Raw genomic sequence first — 14,554 nt, 5'->3', positions numbered from 1 at the left:
GGGCACCGCCGTACGAAAGGGAAGTCAATGAGCGTTGAGGTGTTCTACGACGACGACGCCGACCTGGGCCTGATCCAGGGCCGCAAGGTCGCCGTGATCGGGTACGGCAGTCAGGGCCACGCGCACGCGCTGTCGCTGCGCGACTCCGGCGTCGACGTGGTGATCGGCCTGCCCGCCGGGTCGAAGAGCCGGCCGAAGGCCGAGGAGCAGGGCCTGCGGGTGCTGACGCCCGCCGAGGCGGCGGCCGAGGCCGACGTGATCATGATCCTGGCGCCGGACACCGCCCAGCGTGGTCTCTACGCCGAGGCCATCGCGCCGAACCTGTCCGCCGGCAAGGCGTTGTTCTTCGGGCACGGCTTCAACATCCGGTACGGCCTGATCAAGCCCCCGGCCGACGTGGACGTGGCGATGGTCGCCCCGAAGGGCCCCGGTCACCTGGTCCGCCGCCAGTACGTCGACGGCAAGGGCGTGCCCTGCCTGGTCGCGGTCGAGCAGGACGCCAGCGGCAACGCGCTCGGCCTGGCCCTGGCGTACGCCAAGGCGATCGGCGGCACCCGGGCCGGCGTGATCCGGACCACGTTCACCGAGGAGACCGAGACCGACCTGTTCGGCGAGCAGGCGGTGCTGTGCGGCGGCGCGGCGGCGCTGGTGCAGACCGGGTTCGAGGTGCTCACCGAGGCCGGCTACGCGCCCGAGGTGGCCTACTTCGAGTGCCTGCACGAGCTGAAGCTGATCGTGGACCTGATGTACGAGGGCGGCATCGCCCGGATGCGTTACAGCATCTCCGACACCGCCGAGTACGGCGACCTGTCCCGGGGCCCGCGCGTCATCGACTCCCGGGTCAAGGAGGAGATGCGCAAGATCCTCGGCGAGATCCAGTCCGGCGAGTTCGCCCGCGAGTGGGTGGCCGAGGACGAGGCCGGCCGGCCGAACTTCGCCAAGTGGCGGGCCGAGGGCGCGGCACACCCGATCGAGGAGACCGGGCAGAAGCTGCGCGGCATGATGAGCTGGGTCGACCGGCCGATCACCGAGACCGCCTGAGTTCTTCCCTCGTGCGGCCCGTGGCCCGACGCTCTCCCCGGCGTCGGACCGCGGGCCGCGTCCGTTCACGTGCTGGGACACGGTGAGTAACGCCTCGTGCCGTGCCGTCCCCCGGTGAACGGGGGATGACAGGCGTGCGACGGGCCTCTGTGAGGGCCCTCACCCCGCAGTCCGGGACACGCCGGGCGGGCGGCCACCTACCATCCTTGGTGTGGTGCCCGAGCGCACCCGACGGCCATGGCACGAATCGGCGCAGGGCGCAGTGCGGCGCCCCGGGCGTCCCAGGCCGACCATTACCGAGCGTCTACGAGGACCGATGAATCCTGTCGTACTGATCGCCGAAGAACTCGCCCCCGCCGCCATCGAGGTGCTCGCGCACGACTTCGACGTGCGCCACGTGGACGGCACCGACCGCCCCGCTCTGCTCTCCGCCCTCTCCGAGGCCGACGCGGTGATCGTACGCAGCGCCACCCAGATCGACGCCGAGGCGATCGCCGCCGCGCCGCGGCTGAAGGTGGTCGCCCGGGCCGGTGTCGGCCTGGACAACGTGGAGGTGCCGGCCGCCACCGCGCGGGGCGTCATGGTGGTCAACGCGCCCACCTCCAACATCGTCTCCGCCGCCGAGCAGGCGGTCGCGTTGCTGCTCGCGGTGGCCCGCAACACCGCCAGCGCCAGCGCCGCGCTCAAGGCGGGGGAGTGGAAGCGGTCCAAGTACACCGGCGTGGAGATCCAGGGCAAGACCGTGGGCGTGGTCGGCCTCGGCCGCATCGGCGTGCTGTTCGCGCAGCGCATCGCCGCGTTCGGCACCCGGCTGATCGCGTACGACCCGTACATCCAGCCGGCCCGCGCCGCACAGCTCGGCGTCCGCCTGGTCGGGCTGGAGGAACTGCTGCGGGAGAGCGACTTCATCTCGATCCACCTGCCCAAGACGCCGGAGACGGTGGGCCTGATCGGCGAGAAGGAGCTGGCGATCGTCAAGCCGGGCGTCCGGATCGTCAACGCCGCCCGGGGCGGTCTGGTCGACGAGCAGGCGCTCGCCGACGCGATCGCCGAGGGCCGGGTCGCCGGCGCCGGCGTCGACGTGTACGCCAAGGAGCCGTGCACCTCGTCGCCGCTGTTCGCCTTCGACAACGTGGTGGCCACCCCGCACCTGGGCGCCTCCACGAACGAGGCGCAGGACAAGGCCGGTCTCGCGGTGGCCAAGAGCGTCAAGCTCGCGCTGCAGGGCGAGTTCGTCCCGGACGCGGTGAACGTGCAGGCCGGCGGCGTGGTCGCCGAGGACGTCCGCCCGCTGCTGCCGCTGGCCGAGCGGCTGGGCCGGGCGTTCACCGCCCTGGCCGGCGGGGTGGCCGCCAGCGTCACCGTCGAGGTGCGCGGCGAGATCGCCGCGCACGACGTGTCGGTGCTCAAGCTCGCCGCGACCAAGGGGCTGTTCAGCTCCGTGGTGGAGGAGCAGGTCACCTACGTCAACGCGCCGCACCTGGCTGCCGAGCGGGGCGTCGAGGTCACGCTCGCCACGCCGGGCGAGACCGTCGACCACCCGAACCTGGTGACCGTGCGCGGGGCGCTGCCGGACGGGCGTACCGTCCGCGTCTCCGGCACGGTGGCGCACACCGGCACCCGCGACGTGTTCAAGCTGACCGAGGTGGACGGTTTCGACGTGGAGATCGGCGCGGAGGGCATCCTGGTCTTCCTGCGCTACGCCGACCGGCCCGGCGTGGTCGGCACCGTCGGCACGCTGCTCGGCGAGGCGGGCGTCAACATCGCCGCCATGCAGGTGGCCCGCCGCGAGGCCGGTGGCGAGACGCTGATGACGCTCACCGTCGACCAGGCGCTCGGCGCCGACCTGCTCACCTCCGCCGCCGACTCGATCGGCGCGGTCGCGGCCAGCGCGGCCGACCTGCGTGACGTGTAGTCCGGACAGGACAGATCGGGGCCCGGCCGGATCGGCCGGGCCCTTCGTCGTCCCGTGGCTCAGGAACGGACGCGGGCCGGTGGCGGGTAGACCGAACCGTCCTGGGCGTCGAAGAGCATCAGGTCGTGCTCGCCGGCCAGCCGCTCGATGTCCAGCAGGACCTGATCGGGGCAGGCCGGGTTCAGGTTCATCTCGATGTGGTCGGCGGCCGTGTGCAGCGGCGCCTCCCACGGCGTGCCCGGACGGGCCGGACCGTCCGGGTAGCTCGCTGTGACCTCCCGGTAGAAGGCGACCAACCTCCGGTCGGGTTGTTGCCTGCCGTGCCAGCCCTCGCGGCACTGCTGCGCCGCCGCCCGCACCTGCTCCGGTGTCGCCCCGTTCGGCAGGGCCCACACGCTCAGATCGAAACTCACGGCGGACAGCGTGCCATCCGGGACCCGCGCCCGTCACCTCTGCCCCACCGTGCCCTCACCGCTGATCGGCGACTTCGTTCACCCGGCGTCCGCTGTGGAGACTCTTGCGTCGAGTTGCGTCGATTCGCTAGCGTACCGATGCGGTTACCGCTGAGTCGATTCCCGGCCCGTCTTCGGGTGGCGCGGCCGGGCACCCGGCCCCTCGGCCCGCACCCCTCGATTGCGCGAGCCACGCGCACTCGTCGCTGACCGGCCCTCACTGTCGTTGCCGAGACCGTGGGGGCCGATCGCGCTCTCCCGCCGGTGTCGTGCCGGCAGGCAGTGGATCAGCGCCGGTGGTGCGCGAACAGCGGCCGGTATTCGCAGTCGTGGCGGAACCACGCCAGCCCGGCCGGTCCGGCGGCGTAGAGGGCGGTGGCGTAGGCGTCGGCGACGGCCAGGTCCGGGCCGATCACGGTGGCGGCCGACAGGCGCTCGGTCGGCTCGCCGGTGTGCGGGTCGACGACGTGCCCCCGCCGCCCGGTGACACCGGAGGTGCCCACCGCGCCCGACGTCATCTCCAGCACGACCGGCGTACGCCTGGTGTCGGTGGGGTGGTGCACCGCGACGCGCCACGGCCCGCCGTGCGCCGCGCGCCCGCGTACCGTCAGGTCGGCGCCGGAGAGCACGGCGTAGTCGTGGATGCCGGCGGCCCGCAACCGCGTCGCGGCCCGCTCCACCGCCCAGCCGCCGAGCAGGCCGCCCGGGTCGAAGCCGCCGGGCACGGCCCACGCGTCGAACCAGCCGTCGGTCGCGGCCCGCATGGCCGCGCAGAGGTCGACCAGGCCGGCCAGCGGGGGGTACGAGTCAGGGCTGATCTCGTCGCGGCGCAGCCGGGAGACCAGGCTCTCCGGCCGGTTCGGGCCGTAGGCCAGGTCGATGGCGCGCAGCTCGGCGACGGCGTCGCGCAGTGCCTCGCCGACCACCCGGTGCCCCAGCCACTCGGGCGCGTTGAGCAGCAGCGTGTAGTCGGCGGTCGAGGTGCTGACGGTGTGCCGGACGTTGATCCGGCCGGACGCGCCGGAGCCGGACCGCTCGACGCGGTGGTTGCTGGCGCCCAGGTGCAGGTCGGGGCGGACCGGACGGAAGGCGGCCTGGTCGACCCAACGGGTGCGTGGTTGTTGGTCCGCCCAGTGGGCCCGCCGGTGCTCGATTCGCATGACACCTGCCCCTCGTGGTCGCCGCCGTGTAACGGCGGTGGCCGGCCCGGGCTTCGTCGACCCGGTGAACCGACCCTAAGCAGTGGAGATGACCACACCATGAGTGCCGGCTGGGAGCATCCTGTGATTCAGGATTCCCGAATGGTGGACGATTCGTACCGGGAGCCGGGACGGCGACTACCGTGGCGCCTAACGACGAGACGAGGAGCGTCAGGTGGCACACATCGCGGTGGTGGCCGGCGACGGCATCGGGCCCGAGGTGGTCGCGCAGGCCCGCAAGGTCCTCGACGCGGTGGTGCCCGGGATCGAGGCCACCGAGTACGACCTGGGCGCGGCGCGCTATCACCGCACCGGCGAGGTGCTGCCCGACTCCGTCCTCGACGAGCTGGCCGGTCACGACGCCATCCTGCTCGGCGCGGTGGGCGACCCGACCGTGCCGCCGGGCGTGCTGGAGCGCGGTCTGCTGCTCAAGCTGCGGTTCGCCTTCGACCAGTACGTCAACCTGCGCCCGTCCCGGCTCTGGCCCGGCGTGGCCGGTCCGCTCGCCGCGGTCAAGCCCGGCGAGGTCGACCTGGTGGTGGTCCGCGAGGGCACCGAGGGGCTGTACGCGGGCGCCGGCGGCGCGCTGCACCGGGACACCCCGGCCGAGGTGGCCACCGAGGAGAGCCTGAACACCCGGCACGGCGTCGAGCGGGTGATCCGCGACGCGTTCGCCCGCGCCGGCCGCCGGGAGCGCCGCAAGGTCACGCTCGTGCACAAGACCAACGTGCTCACCCACGCCGGGTCGCTCTGGGCGCGCGCCTTCGCCGCGGTGGCCGCCGAGCACCCGGACGTGACCACCGAGTACCAGCACATCGACGCCGCCGCGATGTTCCTGGTGACCAACCCGTCCCGGTACGACGTGGTGGTCACCGACAACCTCTTCGGCGACATCCTCACCGACATCGCCGCCGCCGTGACCGGTGGCATCGGGCTGGCGGCCAGCGGCTGCATCAACCCCGAGGGGCGCTACCCGTCGATGTTCGAGCCGGTGCACGGCTCGGCGCCGGACATCGCCGGCCAGGGCGTCGCCGACCCGGTCGCCGCGGTGCTGTCCGCCGCGCTGCTGCTGGACCAGCTCGGCCACGCCGACGCCGCCGCCCGGGTCACCGCCGCGGTCGGCACCGAGCTGGCCGGGCGTACGCCGGGGGCGCCGCTGCGCACCGAGGAGGTCGGCGACCGCCTCGCCGGGTACGCCGTAGCCTGACCGGGCCGACCCTCCTGGCGGCCCGGTACCGGGCCGCCAGACCCGTCACCGGGCCCACCTCGACCGTCCGGCGCGTCGCATCCGCCGGGGCGGAGCTATCCGCTGAACGAACGTTCGGGGTAAGTTTCTGGCACCAGTGACGTCGGCGTGCGATCCCGCACGCCGGGAACCCGCAGGGAGGTCAGCGCGATGAGCGGTGGTGACATGCTCGATTTCGAGATCCGTCCGAATCCCGCGCCGGTATCCGCCGCCGACCGGGCCGCCCTGCTGGCGAACCCGGGCTTCGGCCGGGTGTTCACCGATCACATGGTCACGATCCGCTACGCCGAGGGCAAGGGCTGGTACGACGCCCGCCTGGAGGCGCGCGCGCCGATCCCGATGGACCCGGCCGCGGCGGTGCTGCACTACGCGCAGGAGATCTTCGAAGGGCTGAAGGCGTACCGCTCGGGTGACGCGGTGACGATGTTCCGCCCGGAGGCCAACGCGGCCCGGTTCAACGCGTCCGCCCGCCGGCTGGCCATGCCGGAGCTGCCGGAGGCGACGTTCGTGGATTCGCTGCGCCGGCTGATCGAGATCGACCAGCCGTGGATCCCGGAGCACGAGGACAGCAGCCTCTACCTGCGTCCGTTCATGTTCGCCAGCGAGGTCTTCCTCGGCGTCCGCCCGGCGAACGAATACCTCTACTGCGTGATCGCCTCGCCGGCCGGCGCGTACTTCGCCGGCGGCGTGAAGCCGGTGACGGTGTGGGTCTCGCCGGACTACACCCGGGCCGCGCCCGGCGGCACCGGCGCGGCCAAGTGCGGTGGCAACTACGCCGCCTCGCTGGCGGCCCAGGCCGAGGCGATCGAGGCCGGCTGCGACCAGGTGGTGTTCCTGGACGCGGTGCAGCGGCGGTACGTCGACGAGCTGGGCGGCATGAACGTCTTCTTCGTCTACGACGACGGCAGCATCGTCACCCCGCCGCTGGGCGGCACGATCCTGCCGGGCATCACCCGCGACGCGATCCTCACCCTCGCGGCCGAGGCCGGGCACGAGGTGCGGGAGGCGCCGGTCGACTTCGCCGACTGGCAGGCGGACGCCGCGAGCGGGCGGCTGCGCGAGGTCTTCGCCTGCGGCACCGCCGCCGTGATCACCCCGATCGGCGGCGTGCGCTTCCCGGACGGCGAGTTCCTCATCGGCGGTGGCGAGTCGGGCCGGACCACCACGGCGCTGCGCCAGAAGCTGGTCGACATCCAGCGTGGCCGCGCCGAGGACCGGCACGGCTGGGTCACCCGCGTCCTCTGACACCCCGCGCGGTGGTCGAGGAGTCCACTCCTCGACCACCGCCGTGGTGGGGTCAGTCCAGGAGGTGGGTGCGGAGGGACTCCAACTGCGCCTCGGTGACGCCGGCGTGGGTCAGGTAACCCTCGACGGAGCCGTAGCCCTCGCGCAACTCGGCGAGGAACAGTTCCATCGTCTCGGCCGGTGATTCCAGGAACGGCGGCGGTGGTTCCTCCGCGTCCGGCAGCGTGGCGCGCACCCATTCGCTGAAGCGCCGCGAGGCGGCGGTGCTGAGCGCGTAGTCGGCCACCACGTCCTCGTCGGGCACCCCGAGCACGGAGAGCGTGAGCGCGCAGACGATGCCGGTGCGGTCCTTGCCGGCGACGCAGTGCACCACCACCGGGGCGTCGGCGCTGTCGGCGATCAACCCGACCGCCTCGGCGAGCCCGGCGGTGCCGGTACGCGCCAGGTCGGCGTAGCGGTCGGCGAGGTAGCGGGCCAGGCTGACGCCGGAGGAGCCGAACGACTTCGCGGCCCAGTCGTCGTGCTCGGGGTGGATGTGCCGGTAGGCCAGCCCGTCGTAGGCGGGCACCCGCCCGTCGCGTTCCACCTCGGACGGCCGGCGCAGGTCGATCACGGTACGGATGCCGAGCGCGGTGAACGCCGTGCGGTCGGTCTCGTCGATGCGGTGCAGCGAGTCGGAGCGGTAGAGCCGGCCGCGCCGGACGGTGCGGCCGTCGGACGCGGCGTACCCGCCGACGTCACGGAAGTTGAACAAGGCGGGGAAGGGGTTCTCCGGGGCGTCCACGCCTGACACGGTAGCGGCCGGCGGGGCGTTCACGCGTCCCCGCCGGCCGTCGCCGAGCTGTCAGATCCGAGGCGGTACGTCCGGCGGCAGCGCCGAGTGGTTCTCGCCGTAGTAGCCGCCCAGCCGGTCCCGGTAGCCCGGGTCGGCGTGGCTGGCCTCGTCGTACTCCGGGGCGGCCTTGATCTGGTCCTTGTCCCGGTCGACGTGCACGGTGCGGGAGTCGTGGTCGACGAGGTTGACCGTGCCGGCCGGGAGCATCACCTTCTTGCCGAAGATCCACGGCCCGGTGTCCACCACCAGGTAGCTGTCGTCCACGTCGTGGCTCGCCTGGTCGATCTTGCCGATCGCGCCGTCGGTGGCCTCGACCTTGTAGCCGGTCAGGTCGGCGCTCTCGACACCCGCCTCGTCGCGGTAGCGCCACGGGTCGAAGGCGCCCGCCGGAGCGCCGCCGGCGACCGCGCCCCGGCCGTCGTCGAGGATCGGCTCGGTGCCGCCGTGCGTGGCGCGCGGGTCCAGTCCGTCCATGTGCCGCCTCCCGTCCCGACAGCCGCGGCCGTCGCGGCGCGTCGTGCGCCGGTACGGTTACCCACCCCGTCCGGGTGCCAACCCGCCGAGGGCCGACGCCACGGTGGTGGCGCCGGCCCTCCGTCCTTGAGCGTGACTCGGCGACAAACGCGGGCCAGTAACTGGATCGGTTTCGTCGTCCCGGAATATGGGTTAGGCCTCCCAAAACCCGGAGCGGGGTGGCAGAGTACGGGTCGTGACCAGCTTCGTCCTGATCATTAGCAGCTAGCGCGCCGGCCTTCCCTCGCCGAGCGCGCAGACCTCCCGCATCCGCGGGGGGTCTTTTTGTTTGCTCCCCAGGGCACGAGAAGAGGACCCCGATGACGTTCCAGGTGTACGACACGACGCTGCGTGACGGCGCGCAGCGCGAAGGACTCACGTACTCGGTGGTCGACAAGCTGGCGGTCGCCCGCCTGCTGGACGACCTCGGAGTCGGCTTCATCGAGGGCGGCTGGCCGGGCGCGGTGCCGAAGGACACCGAGTTCTTCCGCCGCGCCCGCACCGAACTGGAGCTGCGGCACGCGATCCTGGTCGCGTTCGGCGCCACCCGCAAGGCCGGCCTCGCCGTCGAGGACGACCCGCAGGTGCGCGGCCTGCTCGACGCACAGACCCCGGCCGTGGCGCTGGTCGCCAAGGCGGACCTGCGGCACGTGGAGCGGGCGCTGCGCACCACCGCCGAGGAGAACCTCGCCATGATCCGCGACACCGTGTCGTACCTGGTGGCGCAGGGGCGGCGCGTCTTCGTCGACGGGGAGCACTGCTACGACGGATACCGCTTCGATCCCGGCTACACCTCCGCGGTGGCGGAGGCCGCGCTCGCCGCCGGCGCCGAGCGGTTCGTGCTCTGCGACACCAACGGCGGCATGCTGCCCTCCCAGGTCACCGCCGTGATCGAAGGACTGGTGGCGCGGACCGGGATCGCGCCGGAACGGCTCGGCATGCACGCGCAGAACGACACCGCCTGCGCGGTCGCCAACACGATCGCGGCGGTCGAGGCGGGCGTCCGGCACGTGCAGGGCACCGCCAACGGGTACGGCGAGCGCCCCGGCAACGCCGACATGTTCGCGATCGTCGCCAACCTCCAGCTCAAGCTGGGCATGCCCGTCCTACCGGAGGGCTGCCTGGAACAGATGGTGCGGGTCTCGCACGCCATCGCCGAGATCGCCAACATCGCCCCCGACACCCACCAGGCCTACGTCGGGGCCGCCGCCTTCGCTCACAAGGCAGGGCTGCACGCGAGCGCGATCAAGGTCGACCCGTTGCTCTACAACCACGTGGAACCCGCCGTGGTGGGCAACGACATGCGGATCCTGGTGACCGAGATGGCCGGCCGGGCCAGCATCGAGCTCAAGAGCCGCGAGCTCGGTCTGGACCTGGCCGGCCATCCGGACGCCCTGTCCCGGGTCACCCGGCGGGTCAAGGAGATGGAGGCCGACGGCTGGTCGTTCGAGGCCGCCGACGCCTCGTTCGAGCTGCTGGTCCGCTCCGAGCTGCCGGATGCCGGGCCGGCCCGGCCGTTCGCGCTGGAGTCGTACCGGGTGATCGTCGAGCACCGCGAGGACGGCGCGGTGGTGTCCGAGGCGACGGTGAAGGTCCGGGTACGCGGCGAGCGGGTGATCGCCACCGCCGAGGGCAACGGTCCGGTCAACGCGCTGGACGAGGCGCTGCGCGTGGGCCTGGCCCGGCACTACCCGGAGCTGCGGGACTTCGGGCTGGCCGACTACAAGGTGCGCATCCTGGAGGGCAGCCACGGCACCGGCGCGGTCACCCGGGTGCTCGTGGAGACCGCCGGCGCCGGCCGGGACTGGACCACGGTGGGCGTGCACCCGAACGTGGTGGAGGCGAGCTGGCACGCGCTCGTCGACGCGCTCACCTACGGCCTGGACCGGTCCCGGGTGGCGGGCGGTACGACCGCCTGACTCAGCCGGCCGGCAGGCGCAGCTCGGCCAGCAGCGCGCGGTGGTCGCTGCCCGGCACCGGAAAGATGCCGGCGGCGCGCACCGCGACGCGCCGGTCCACCAGTACGTGGTCGATGGTGATCGGCGGGATCGGGTCGCCGTCGTACGGGCCCCAGGTGCCGCCGAACCCGGCTCCGGCCGCGTCCGCCGCGTCGGTGTAGCCGGTGGCGATCAGGTCCCGCAGCGCCGCGTGGTCGAGCGTGGCGTTGAAGTCCCCGGCCAGCACACTCAGCCCGCCGTCCGGGGTGGCCGGTGGCTGGGCGCGTTGGTCGGTCCACCAGTCCGGGACCACGTCGAGGGCGTACGGCGCGGCCGGGTGCGCGGACTCCACTCGCAGCGGCGGCGCACCGGGCACCGTCACTGTCGCGTACGCCTGGGCGAAGAAGAAGCCCTGGTTGCGCCGGTGACCGCCGTCGCGCAGCGGGTGGCGGGCGTAGACGCCCGAGCCGGTCGAGCCGACCTCGGGGCTCAACGACCGGTGCGGCAGCAGCGTGGCCAGGCCGAGCCGGTCCAGCTCGGCAGCCAGCGGCGGGGTGAGTTCCTGCACCGTGAGCACGTCCACCCGTCGCGTCCGGACCAGGTCCACCAGCGCGGCCGGGTCGGCCGAGCCGAGGCGCAGGTTGGCGGTGAGCAGGCGTACCGTCGGCCCGTCGGCGGCGGGCGGGCCGCCGGGTATCGCGCGGGGCGCCACCGCGCCGATCAGCGCCAGCGCGGCCAGCACCGCGACCACCGCTGGGGCGCGTCGCCGCAGGGCGAGCGCCGCCACCGCCACCACCGGGGCCACGGCGGCCACGTACGGCGTGAAGGCGATCGCCGGCACCAGCGGACCCCGTTCCAGCCCGGCCAGGCGGACCAGCGCCCACGCGGCGACCGGCGCGACGGCGAGCCAGCACGCGGCCGTGGCCAGGCGTCCGCCCCGGGTGCCGGCCCGGCGCAGCCCCGGCAGGGTGATCATGACGGTCAGGCTACCCGGTGTCGTGTTCCGTGCCGATCCGGCCGGTGCCGCGCCGCTTCGTGCCGTTGCGCCCCGGCTGGGGAGATGCTGCCGGTCCGGCCCGGCCACCACCGCCCAGGGGCCGATAATCCGACGTTTGTCGCAGGCCCGCCACGGGAAGCAAGCACCGTGACGGACATCTCGGACACCCGCGCCAGCGTGCCCAGCCTGGTCGATGCCGACGCGAGCGGCGTCGAGCTGGAACAGACCCTCGTCGAGGTCAAACGCGTGATCGTCGGGCAGGATCGACTCGTCGACCGCCTGCTCACCGCCCTCGTCGCCAACGGGCACTGCCTGCTGGAGGGCGTACCGGGGGTGGCCAAGACGCTGGCGGCGCAGACGCTGGCCACAGTGGTCGGTGGCACGTTCTCCCGCATCCAGTTCACCCCCGACCTGGTCCCGTCCGACATCGTCGGCACACGCATCTACCGTGCCTCCAAGGAGCAGTTCGACGTGGAGCTGGGGCCGATCATGGCGAACCTGGTGCTCGCCGACGAGATCAACAGGGCCCCGGCCAAGGTGCAGTCGGCGCTGCTCGAAGCGATGGCCGAGCGGCAGGTCTCCATCGCCGGCCGGAGCTGGCCGGTGCCGGACCCGTTCCTGGTCCTGGCCACCCAGAACCCGATCGAGTCCGAGGGCGTCTACCAGCTCCCCGAGGCGCAGCGCGACCGCTTCCTGATGAAGGTCGTGGTCGACTACCCGAGCGACGCCGACGAGCTGGCCATCCTCTACCGGATGAGCACCGAGCGCCCCACCGCGCGTACCGTGCTCGACCCGGTCCGGCTGCGCGAACTGCAGCGCCGCGCCACCGACGTCTTCGTCCACCACGCGCTCGCCGAGTACGTGGTCCGCCTCATCCTCGCCACCCGCGACCCGGAGCGCTTCGGCCTGGCCGACGTCGCGCCCCTGCTGGCGTACGGGGCCAGCCCCCGGGCCACGCTCGGCCTGGTGGCCGCCGCCCGCGCCCAGGCGCTCATCCACGGCCGGGACTACGTGCTCCCCGAGGACATCCGGGAACTGGCGGTGGACGTGCTGGCGCACCGGCTCGTGCTCTCCTTCGACGCGATCGCCGACGGCATCTCCGGCGAGGACGTGGTACGCCGCGTGGTCGAGGCGGTGCCGCCGCCCCGGCTGGTGAACGGGCCCACGGAGACGATGTCCGACCTGGCGGCGGCATGACCGGCGCGGCCGAACCCGCGCTCGCCGATCTCGCCCCGGACCAGCGGCTGCGCCGGCTGGAGCTGACGGTGACCCGCCGGCTCGACGGCCTGCTGCACGGCCGGTACCGCGGCCTGCTGCCCGGTCCCGGCAGTGAGGCGGCCGGCAGCCGCGAGTACCGGCCCGGCGAGGACGAGGTACGCCGGATGGACTGGGCGGTGACCGCCCGGACCACGGTTCCGCACGTACGGGAGGTCGACGCGGACCGGGAACTGACCACCTGGCTGCTCGTCGACGCCAGCCCCAGCATGGAGTACGGCACATCCACGCTGGACAAACGGGAACTCGCGGTGGCCGCCGTGGCGGCGATCGGCTTCCTCACCGCCGGAGTCGGCAACCGGCTCGGCGCCCAGGTGCTCACCCCGGACGGGCTGCGCCGGTTCCCGGCCCGCAGCGGGCGTACCCATCTGCTCGGGCTGCTCCGCGCGCTGCTCGGCGCCCCGCGTACCGGCGAGTTGCCGGACTCCGACGGCGCGGGCGCGGCCGGCGCGGGCCGGACGGACGCGCCGCCGGGCCTGGTGGACGGGCTGGACGGTCTCCAGCGCGTGGCCACCCGGCGCGGCCTCGTGGTGATCGTCTCCGACTTCCTCGACGAGCTGCCCGAGGACCCGGACGCCGCGCCGCCGCCCTGGGCCGCGGCGCTGCGCCGCCTCGCGGTACGGCACCAGGTGCTCGCGGTCGAGGTGACCGACCCGCGCGAGCTGGAACTGCCGGACGTCGGCCTGGTCACGCTGGTCGACCCGGAGAGCGGCCGGCGCCGCGAGGTGTGGACCGGCGACCCGGGCCTGCGCGAGCGGTACGCGCGCGCCGCCGCCGAGCAGCGCGACCAGGTACGCCGCACGCTGCGCCGGGCCGGCGCCACCCACCTGGCGCTGTGCACCGACCGGGACTGGTGCGCGGACGTCGTCCGGTACGTGCACGAACAGCGCCGGCTGGCCACCGTGCCGGCCGCGGCCCGCGGAGGTGTCGCATGACCTGGCAGTCACCCGCCCGCCTCTGGCTGCTGCTCGCCGTCGTCGCGCTGGTCGCCGGCTACCTGGTGCTGCAACGGCGGCAGAGCCGGTACGCGGTGCGCTTCACCAACCTGCGCCTGCTCGACCGGGTCGCACCGCGCCGCCCGGCGTGGCGGCGGCACGTCCCGGCGGGCCTGTTCCTCGCCATGCTGGCGTTGCTCGTGGTCGGGTTCGCCCGGCCCGAGGCGGAGGTGCGGGTGCCCCGCGAGCGGGCCACGGTGATGGTCGCGGTGGACGTCTCCACCTCGATGCTCGCCGGTGACGTGGACCCGGACCGGTTGACGGCGGCCAAGGAGGCGGGCCGGCGGTTCGTCGACGGGCTGCCGGACGAGTTCAACGTCGGCCTCGTCGCGTTCGCCGGCAGCGCGGCGGTGCTGGTGCCGCCGAGCACCGACCGGGAGGCGCTGCACGACGGCATCGGGCGGCTGGCCGAGGGCATCACCGGCGTGCAGGGCACCGCCATCGGCGAGGCGATAAGCACCTCGCTCGGCGCGGTCAAGAGCCTGGACGCGACCGCTGCCAAGGATCCGCCGCCGGCCCGGATCATCATCCTCTCCGACGGCGCGAACACCTCCGGCATGGACCCGATGGAAGCCGCCGACCAGGCGGTCGCCGCGAAGGTGCCGGTGCACACCATCTCGTTCGGCACGCCCGGCGGCTCGGTCGACAGGGGCGGCCGGGCGATCCAGGTGCCGGTGGACGGCCAGACGCTGCGGGCGGTCGCCGAGCAGACCGGCGGCGGCTTCCACGAGGCGTCCACCACCGCCGAGCTGAAGGACGTCTACGAGGACATCGGCACCTCGGTCGGCTACCGCACCGAGCGGCAGGACATCTCGGCCCGCTTCATCGGCCTCGGGCTGGTCCTGGCGATGGGCGCCGCGGCCGGCTCGCTGCGGTGGTTCTCCCGGCTGCCCTGACCCGCACC

Annotated in this window: 13 protein-coding genes; 8 read left to right on the top strand and 5 right to left on the bottom strand. The window is 73.6% G+C overall.

From position 1 onward, the window contains the following. Positions 1-27 precede the first annotated feature (27 nt). Positions 28-1,041: a ketol-acid reductoisomerase gene (ilvC, locus tag ACFYON_RS15100; protein WP_354865919.1), complete on the top strand. Its 1,014-nt coding sequence runs from the start codon at positions 28-30 to the stop codon at positions 1,039-1,041. Positions 1,042-1,357: 316 nt separating this feature from the next. After that, positions 1,358-2,956 (top strand): phosphoglycerate dehydrogenase, encoded by a 1,599-nt coding sequence (gene serA / locus ACFYON_RS15095; RefSeq protein WP_120571297.1) that lies wholly within the window; start codon positions 1,358-1,360, stop codon positions 2,954-2,956. Positions 2,957-3,015: 59 nt separating this feature from the next. Here serA and ACFYON_RS15090 read toward each other — a convergent pair whose 3' ends face one another. Together ACFYON_RS15090 and ACFYON_RS15085 are read right to left on the bottom strand one after the other, a co-directional pair. Beyond that, positions 3,016-3,369, bottom strand: coding sequence for a hypothetical protein (locus ACFYON_RS15090; RefSeq protein WP_354865917.1), 354 nt, complete (start codon positions 3,367-3,369; stop codon positions 3,016-3,018). A gap of 326 nt (positions 3,370-3,695) precedes the next feature. Beyond that, on the bottom strand, positions 3,696-4,568 hold the full coding sequence (locus ACFYON_RS15085; protein ID WP_354865915.1) for an FAD:protein FMN transferase: 873 nt from the start codon (positions 4,566-4,568) through the stop codon (positions 3,696-3,698). Between the two features lie 214 nt (positions 4,569-4,782). Here ACFYON_RS15085 and ACFYON_RS15080 point away from each other — a divergent pair, with 214 nt between their 5' ends. Together ACFYON_RS15080 and ACFYON_RS15075 are read left to right on the top strand one after the other, a co-directional pair. Then, positions 4,783-5,814 (top strand): 3-isopropylmalate dehydrogenase, encoded by a 1,032-nt coding sequence (locus tag ACFYON_RS15080; protein ID WP_354865913.1) that lies wholly within the window; start codon positions 4,783-4,785, stop codon positions 5,812-5,814. A 189-nt stretch (positions 5,815-6,003) separates the two neighbouring features. Then, the gene (locus ACFYON_RS15075; protein ID WP_354865911.1) at positions 6,004-7,098 is read left to right on the top strand and encodes a branched-chain amino acid aminotransferase; all 1,095 of its coding nucleotides are present in this window, start codon (positions 6,004-6,006) and stop codon (positions 7,096-7,098) included. Positions 7,099-7,150: 52 nt separating this feature from the next. Here ACFYON_RS15075 and ACFYON_RS15070 read toward each other — a convergent pair whose 3' ends face one another. Next, a complete protein-coding gene (locus tag ACFYON_RS15070; protein WP_387187388.1) occupies positions 7,151-7,891 on the bottom strand; it encodes a tyrosine-protein phosphatase in 741 nt (246 codons plus the stop codon). A 51-nt stretch (positions 7,892-7,942) separates the two neighbouring features. Then, positions 7,943-8,407 (bottom strand): PRC-barrel domain-containing protein, encoded by a 465-nt coding sequence (locus ACFYON_RS15065; protein ID WP_387187389.1) that lies wholly within the window; start codon positions 8,405-8,407, stop codon positions 7,943-7,945. Positions 8,408-8,766: 359 nt separating this feature from the next. Here ACFYON_RS15065 and cimA point away from each other — a divergent pair, with 359 nt between their 5' ends. Continuing rightward, positions 8,767-10,365, top strand: a complete 1,599-nt coding sequence (gene cimA / locus ACFYON_RS15060; protein WP_387187391.1) for a citramalate synthase — start codon at positions 8,767-8,769, stop codon at positions 10,363-10,365. 1 nt (position 10,366) lies between these two features. On the opposite strand, the gene ACFYON_RS15055 is transcribed toward cimA, so the two are convergent. After that, positions 10,367-11,359: an endonuclease/exonuclease/phosphatase family protein gene (locus tag ACFYON_RS15055; protein WP_354865902.1), complete on the bottom strand. Its 993-nt coding sequence runs from the start codon at positions 11,357-11,359 to the stop codon at positions 10,367-10,369. A 168-nt stretch (positions 11,360-11,527) separates the two neighbouring features. Between ACFYON_RS15055 and ACFYON_RS15050 the strand changes: the two genes are divergently transcribed. The 3 genes from ACFYON_RS15050 to ACFYON_RS15040 are packed head-to-tail and all read left to right on the top strand — an operon-like array spanning position 11,528 to position 14,546. Next, on the top strand, positions 11,528-12,577 hold the full coding sequence (locus ACFYON_RS15050) for a MoxR family ATPase (protein WP_354865900.1): 1,050 nt from the start codon (positions 11,528-11,530) through the stop codon (positions 12,575-12,577). After that, positions 12,574-13,590 carry a DUF58 domain-containing protein gene (locus ACFYON_RS15045; RefSeq protein WP_354865898.1) on the top strand — a complete coding sequence of 339 codons (1,017 nt, stop codon included), beginning with the start codon at positions 12,574-12,576 and terminating at the stop codon, positions 13,588-13,590. The genes ACFYON_RS15050 and ACFYON_RS15045 overlap by 4 nt, the downstream gene beginning before the upstream one ends. Further along, positions 13,587-14,546, top strand: a complete 960-nt coding sequence (locus ACFYON_RS15040; RefSeq protein ID WP_013284520.1) for a VWA domain-containing protein — start codon at positions 13,587-13,589, stop codon at positions 14,544-14,546. The genes ACFYON_RS15045 and ACFYON_RS15040 overlap by 4 nt, the downstream gene beginning before the upstream one ends. Positions 14,547-14,554: the final 8 nt, after the last annotated feature.

The organism is Micromonospora sp. NPDC005686 (assembly GCF_042871665.1).
Taxonomy (GTDB): domain Bacteria; phylum Actinomycetota; class Actinomycetes; order Mycobacteriales; family Micromonosporaceae; genus Micromonospora.
Note: the sequence above shows the minus strand (reverse complement) of the source record. Positions and strands in the feature narration are given on the sequence as shown.

What these genes read in the sequence shown, in the direction of transcription:
- ilvC (WP_354865919.1), top strand. Translation starts at nt 28, where the DNA reads ATGAGCGTTGAGGTGTTCTACGACGACGACGCCGACCTGGGCCTGATC.
- serA (WP_120571297.1), top strand. Translation starts at nt 1,358, where the DNA reads ATGAATCCTGTCGTACTGATCGCCGAAGAACTCGCCCCCGCCGCCATC.
- ACFYON_RS15085 (WP_354865915.1), bottom strand. Translation starts at nt 4,568, where the DNA reads ATGCGAATCGAGCACCGGCGGGCCCACTGGGCGGACCAACAACCACGC.
- ACFYON_RS15075 (WP_354865911.1), top strand. Translation starts at nt 6,004, where the DNA reads ATGAGCGGTGGTGACATGCTCGATTTCGAGATCCGTCCGAATCCCGCG.
- ACFYON_RS15065 (WP_387187389.1), bottom strand. Translation starts at nt 8,407, where the DNA reads ATGGACGGACTGGACCCGCGCGCCACGCACGGCGGCACCGAGCCGATC.
- cimA (WP_387187391.1), top strand. Translation starts at nt 8,767, where the DNA reads ATGACGTTCCAGGTGTACGACACGACGCTGCGTGACGGCGCGCAGCGC.
- ACFYON_RS15055 (WP_354865902.1), bottom strand. Translation starts at nt 11,359, where the DNA reads ATGATCACCCTGCCGGGGCTGCGCCGGGCCGGCACCCGGGGCGGACGC.
- ACFYON_RS15045 (WP_354865898.1), top strand. Translation starts at nt 12,574, where the DNA reads ATGACCGGCGCGGCCGAACCCGCGCTCGCCGATCTCGCCCCGGACCAG.
- ACFYON_RS15040 (WP_013284520.1), top strand. Translation starts at nt 13,587, where the DNA reads ATGACCTGGCAGTCACCCGCCCGCCTCTGGCTGCTGCTCGCCGTCGTC.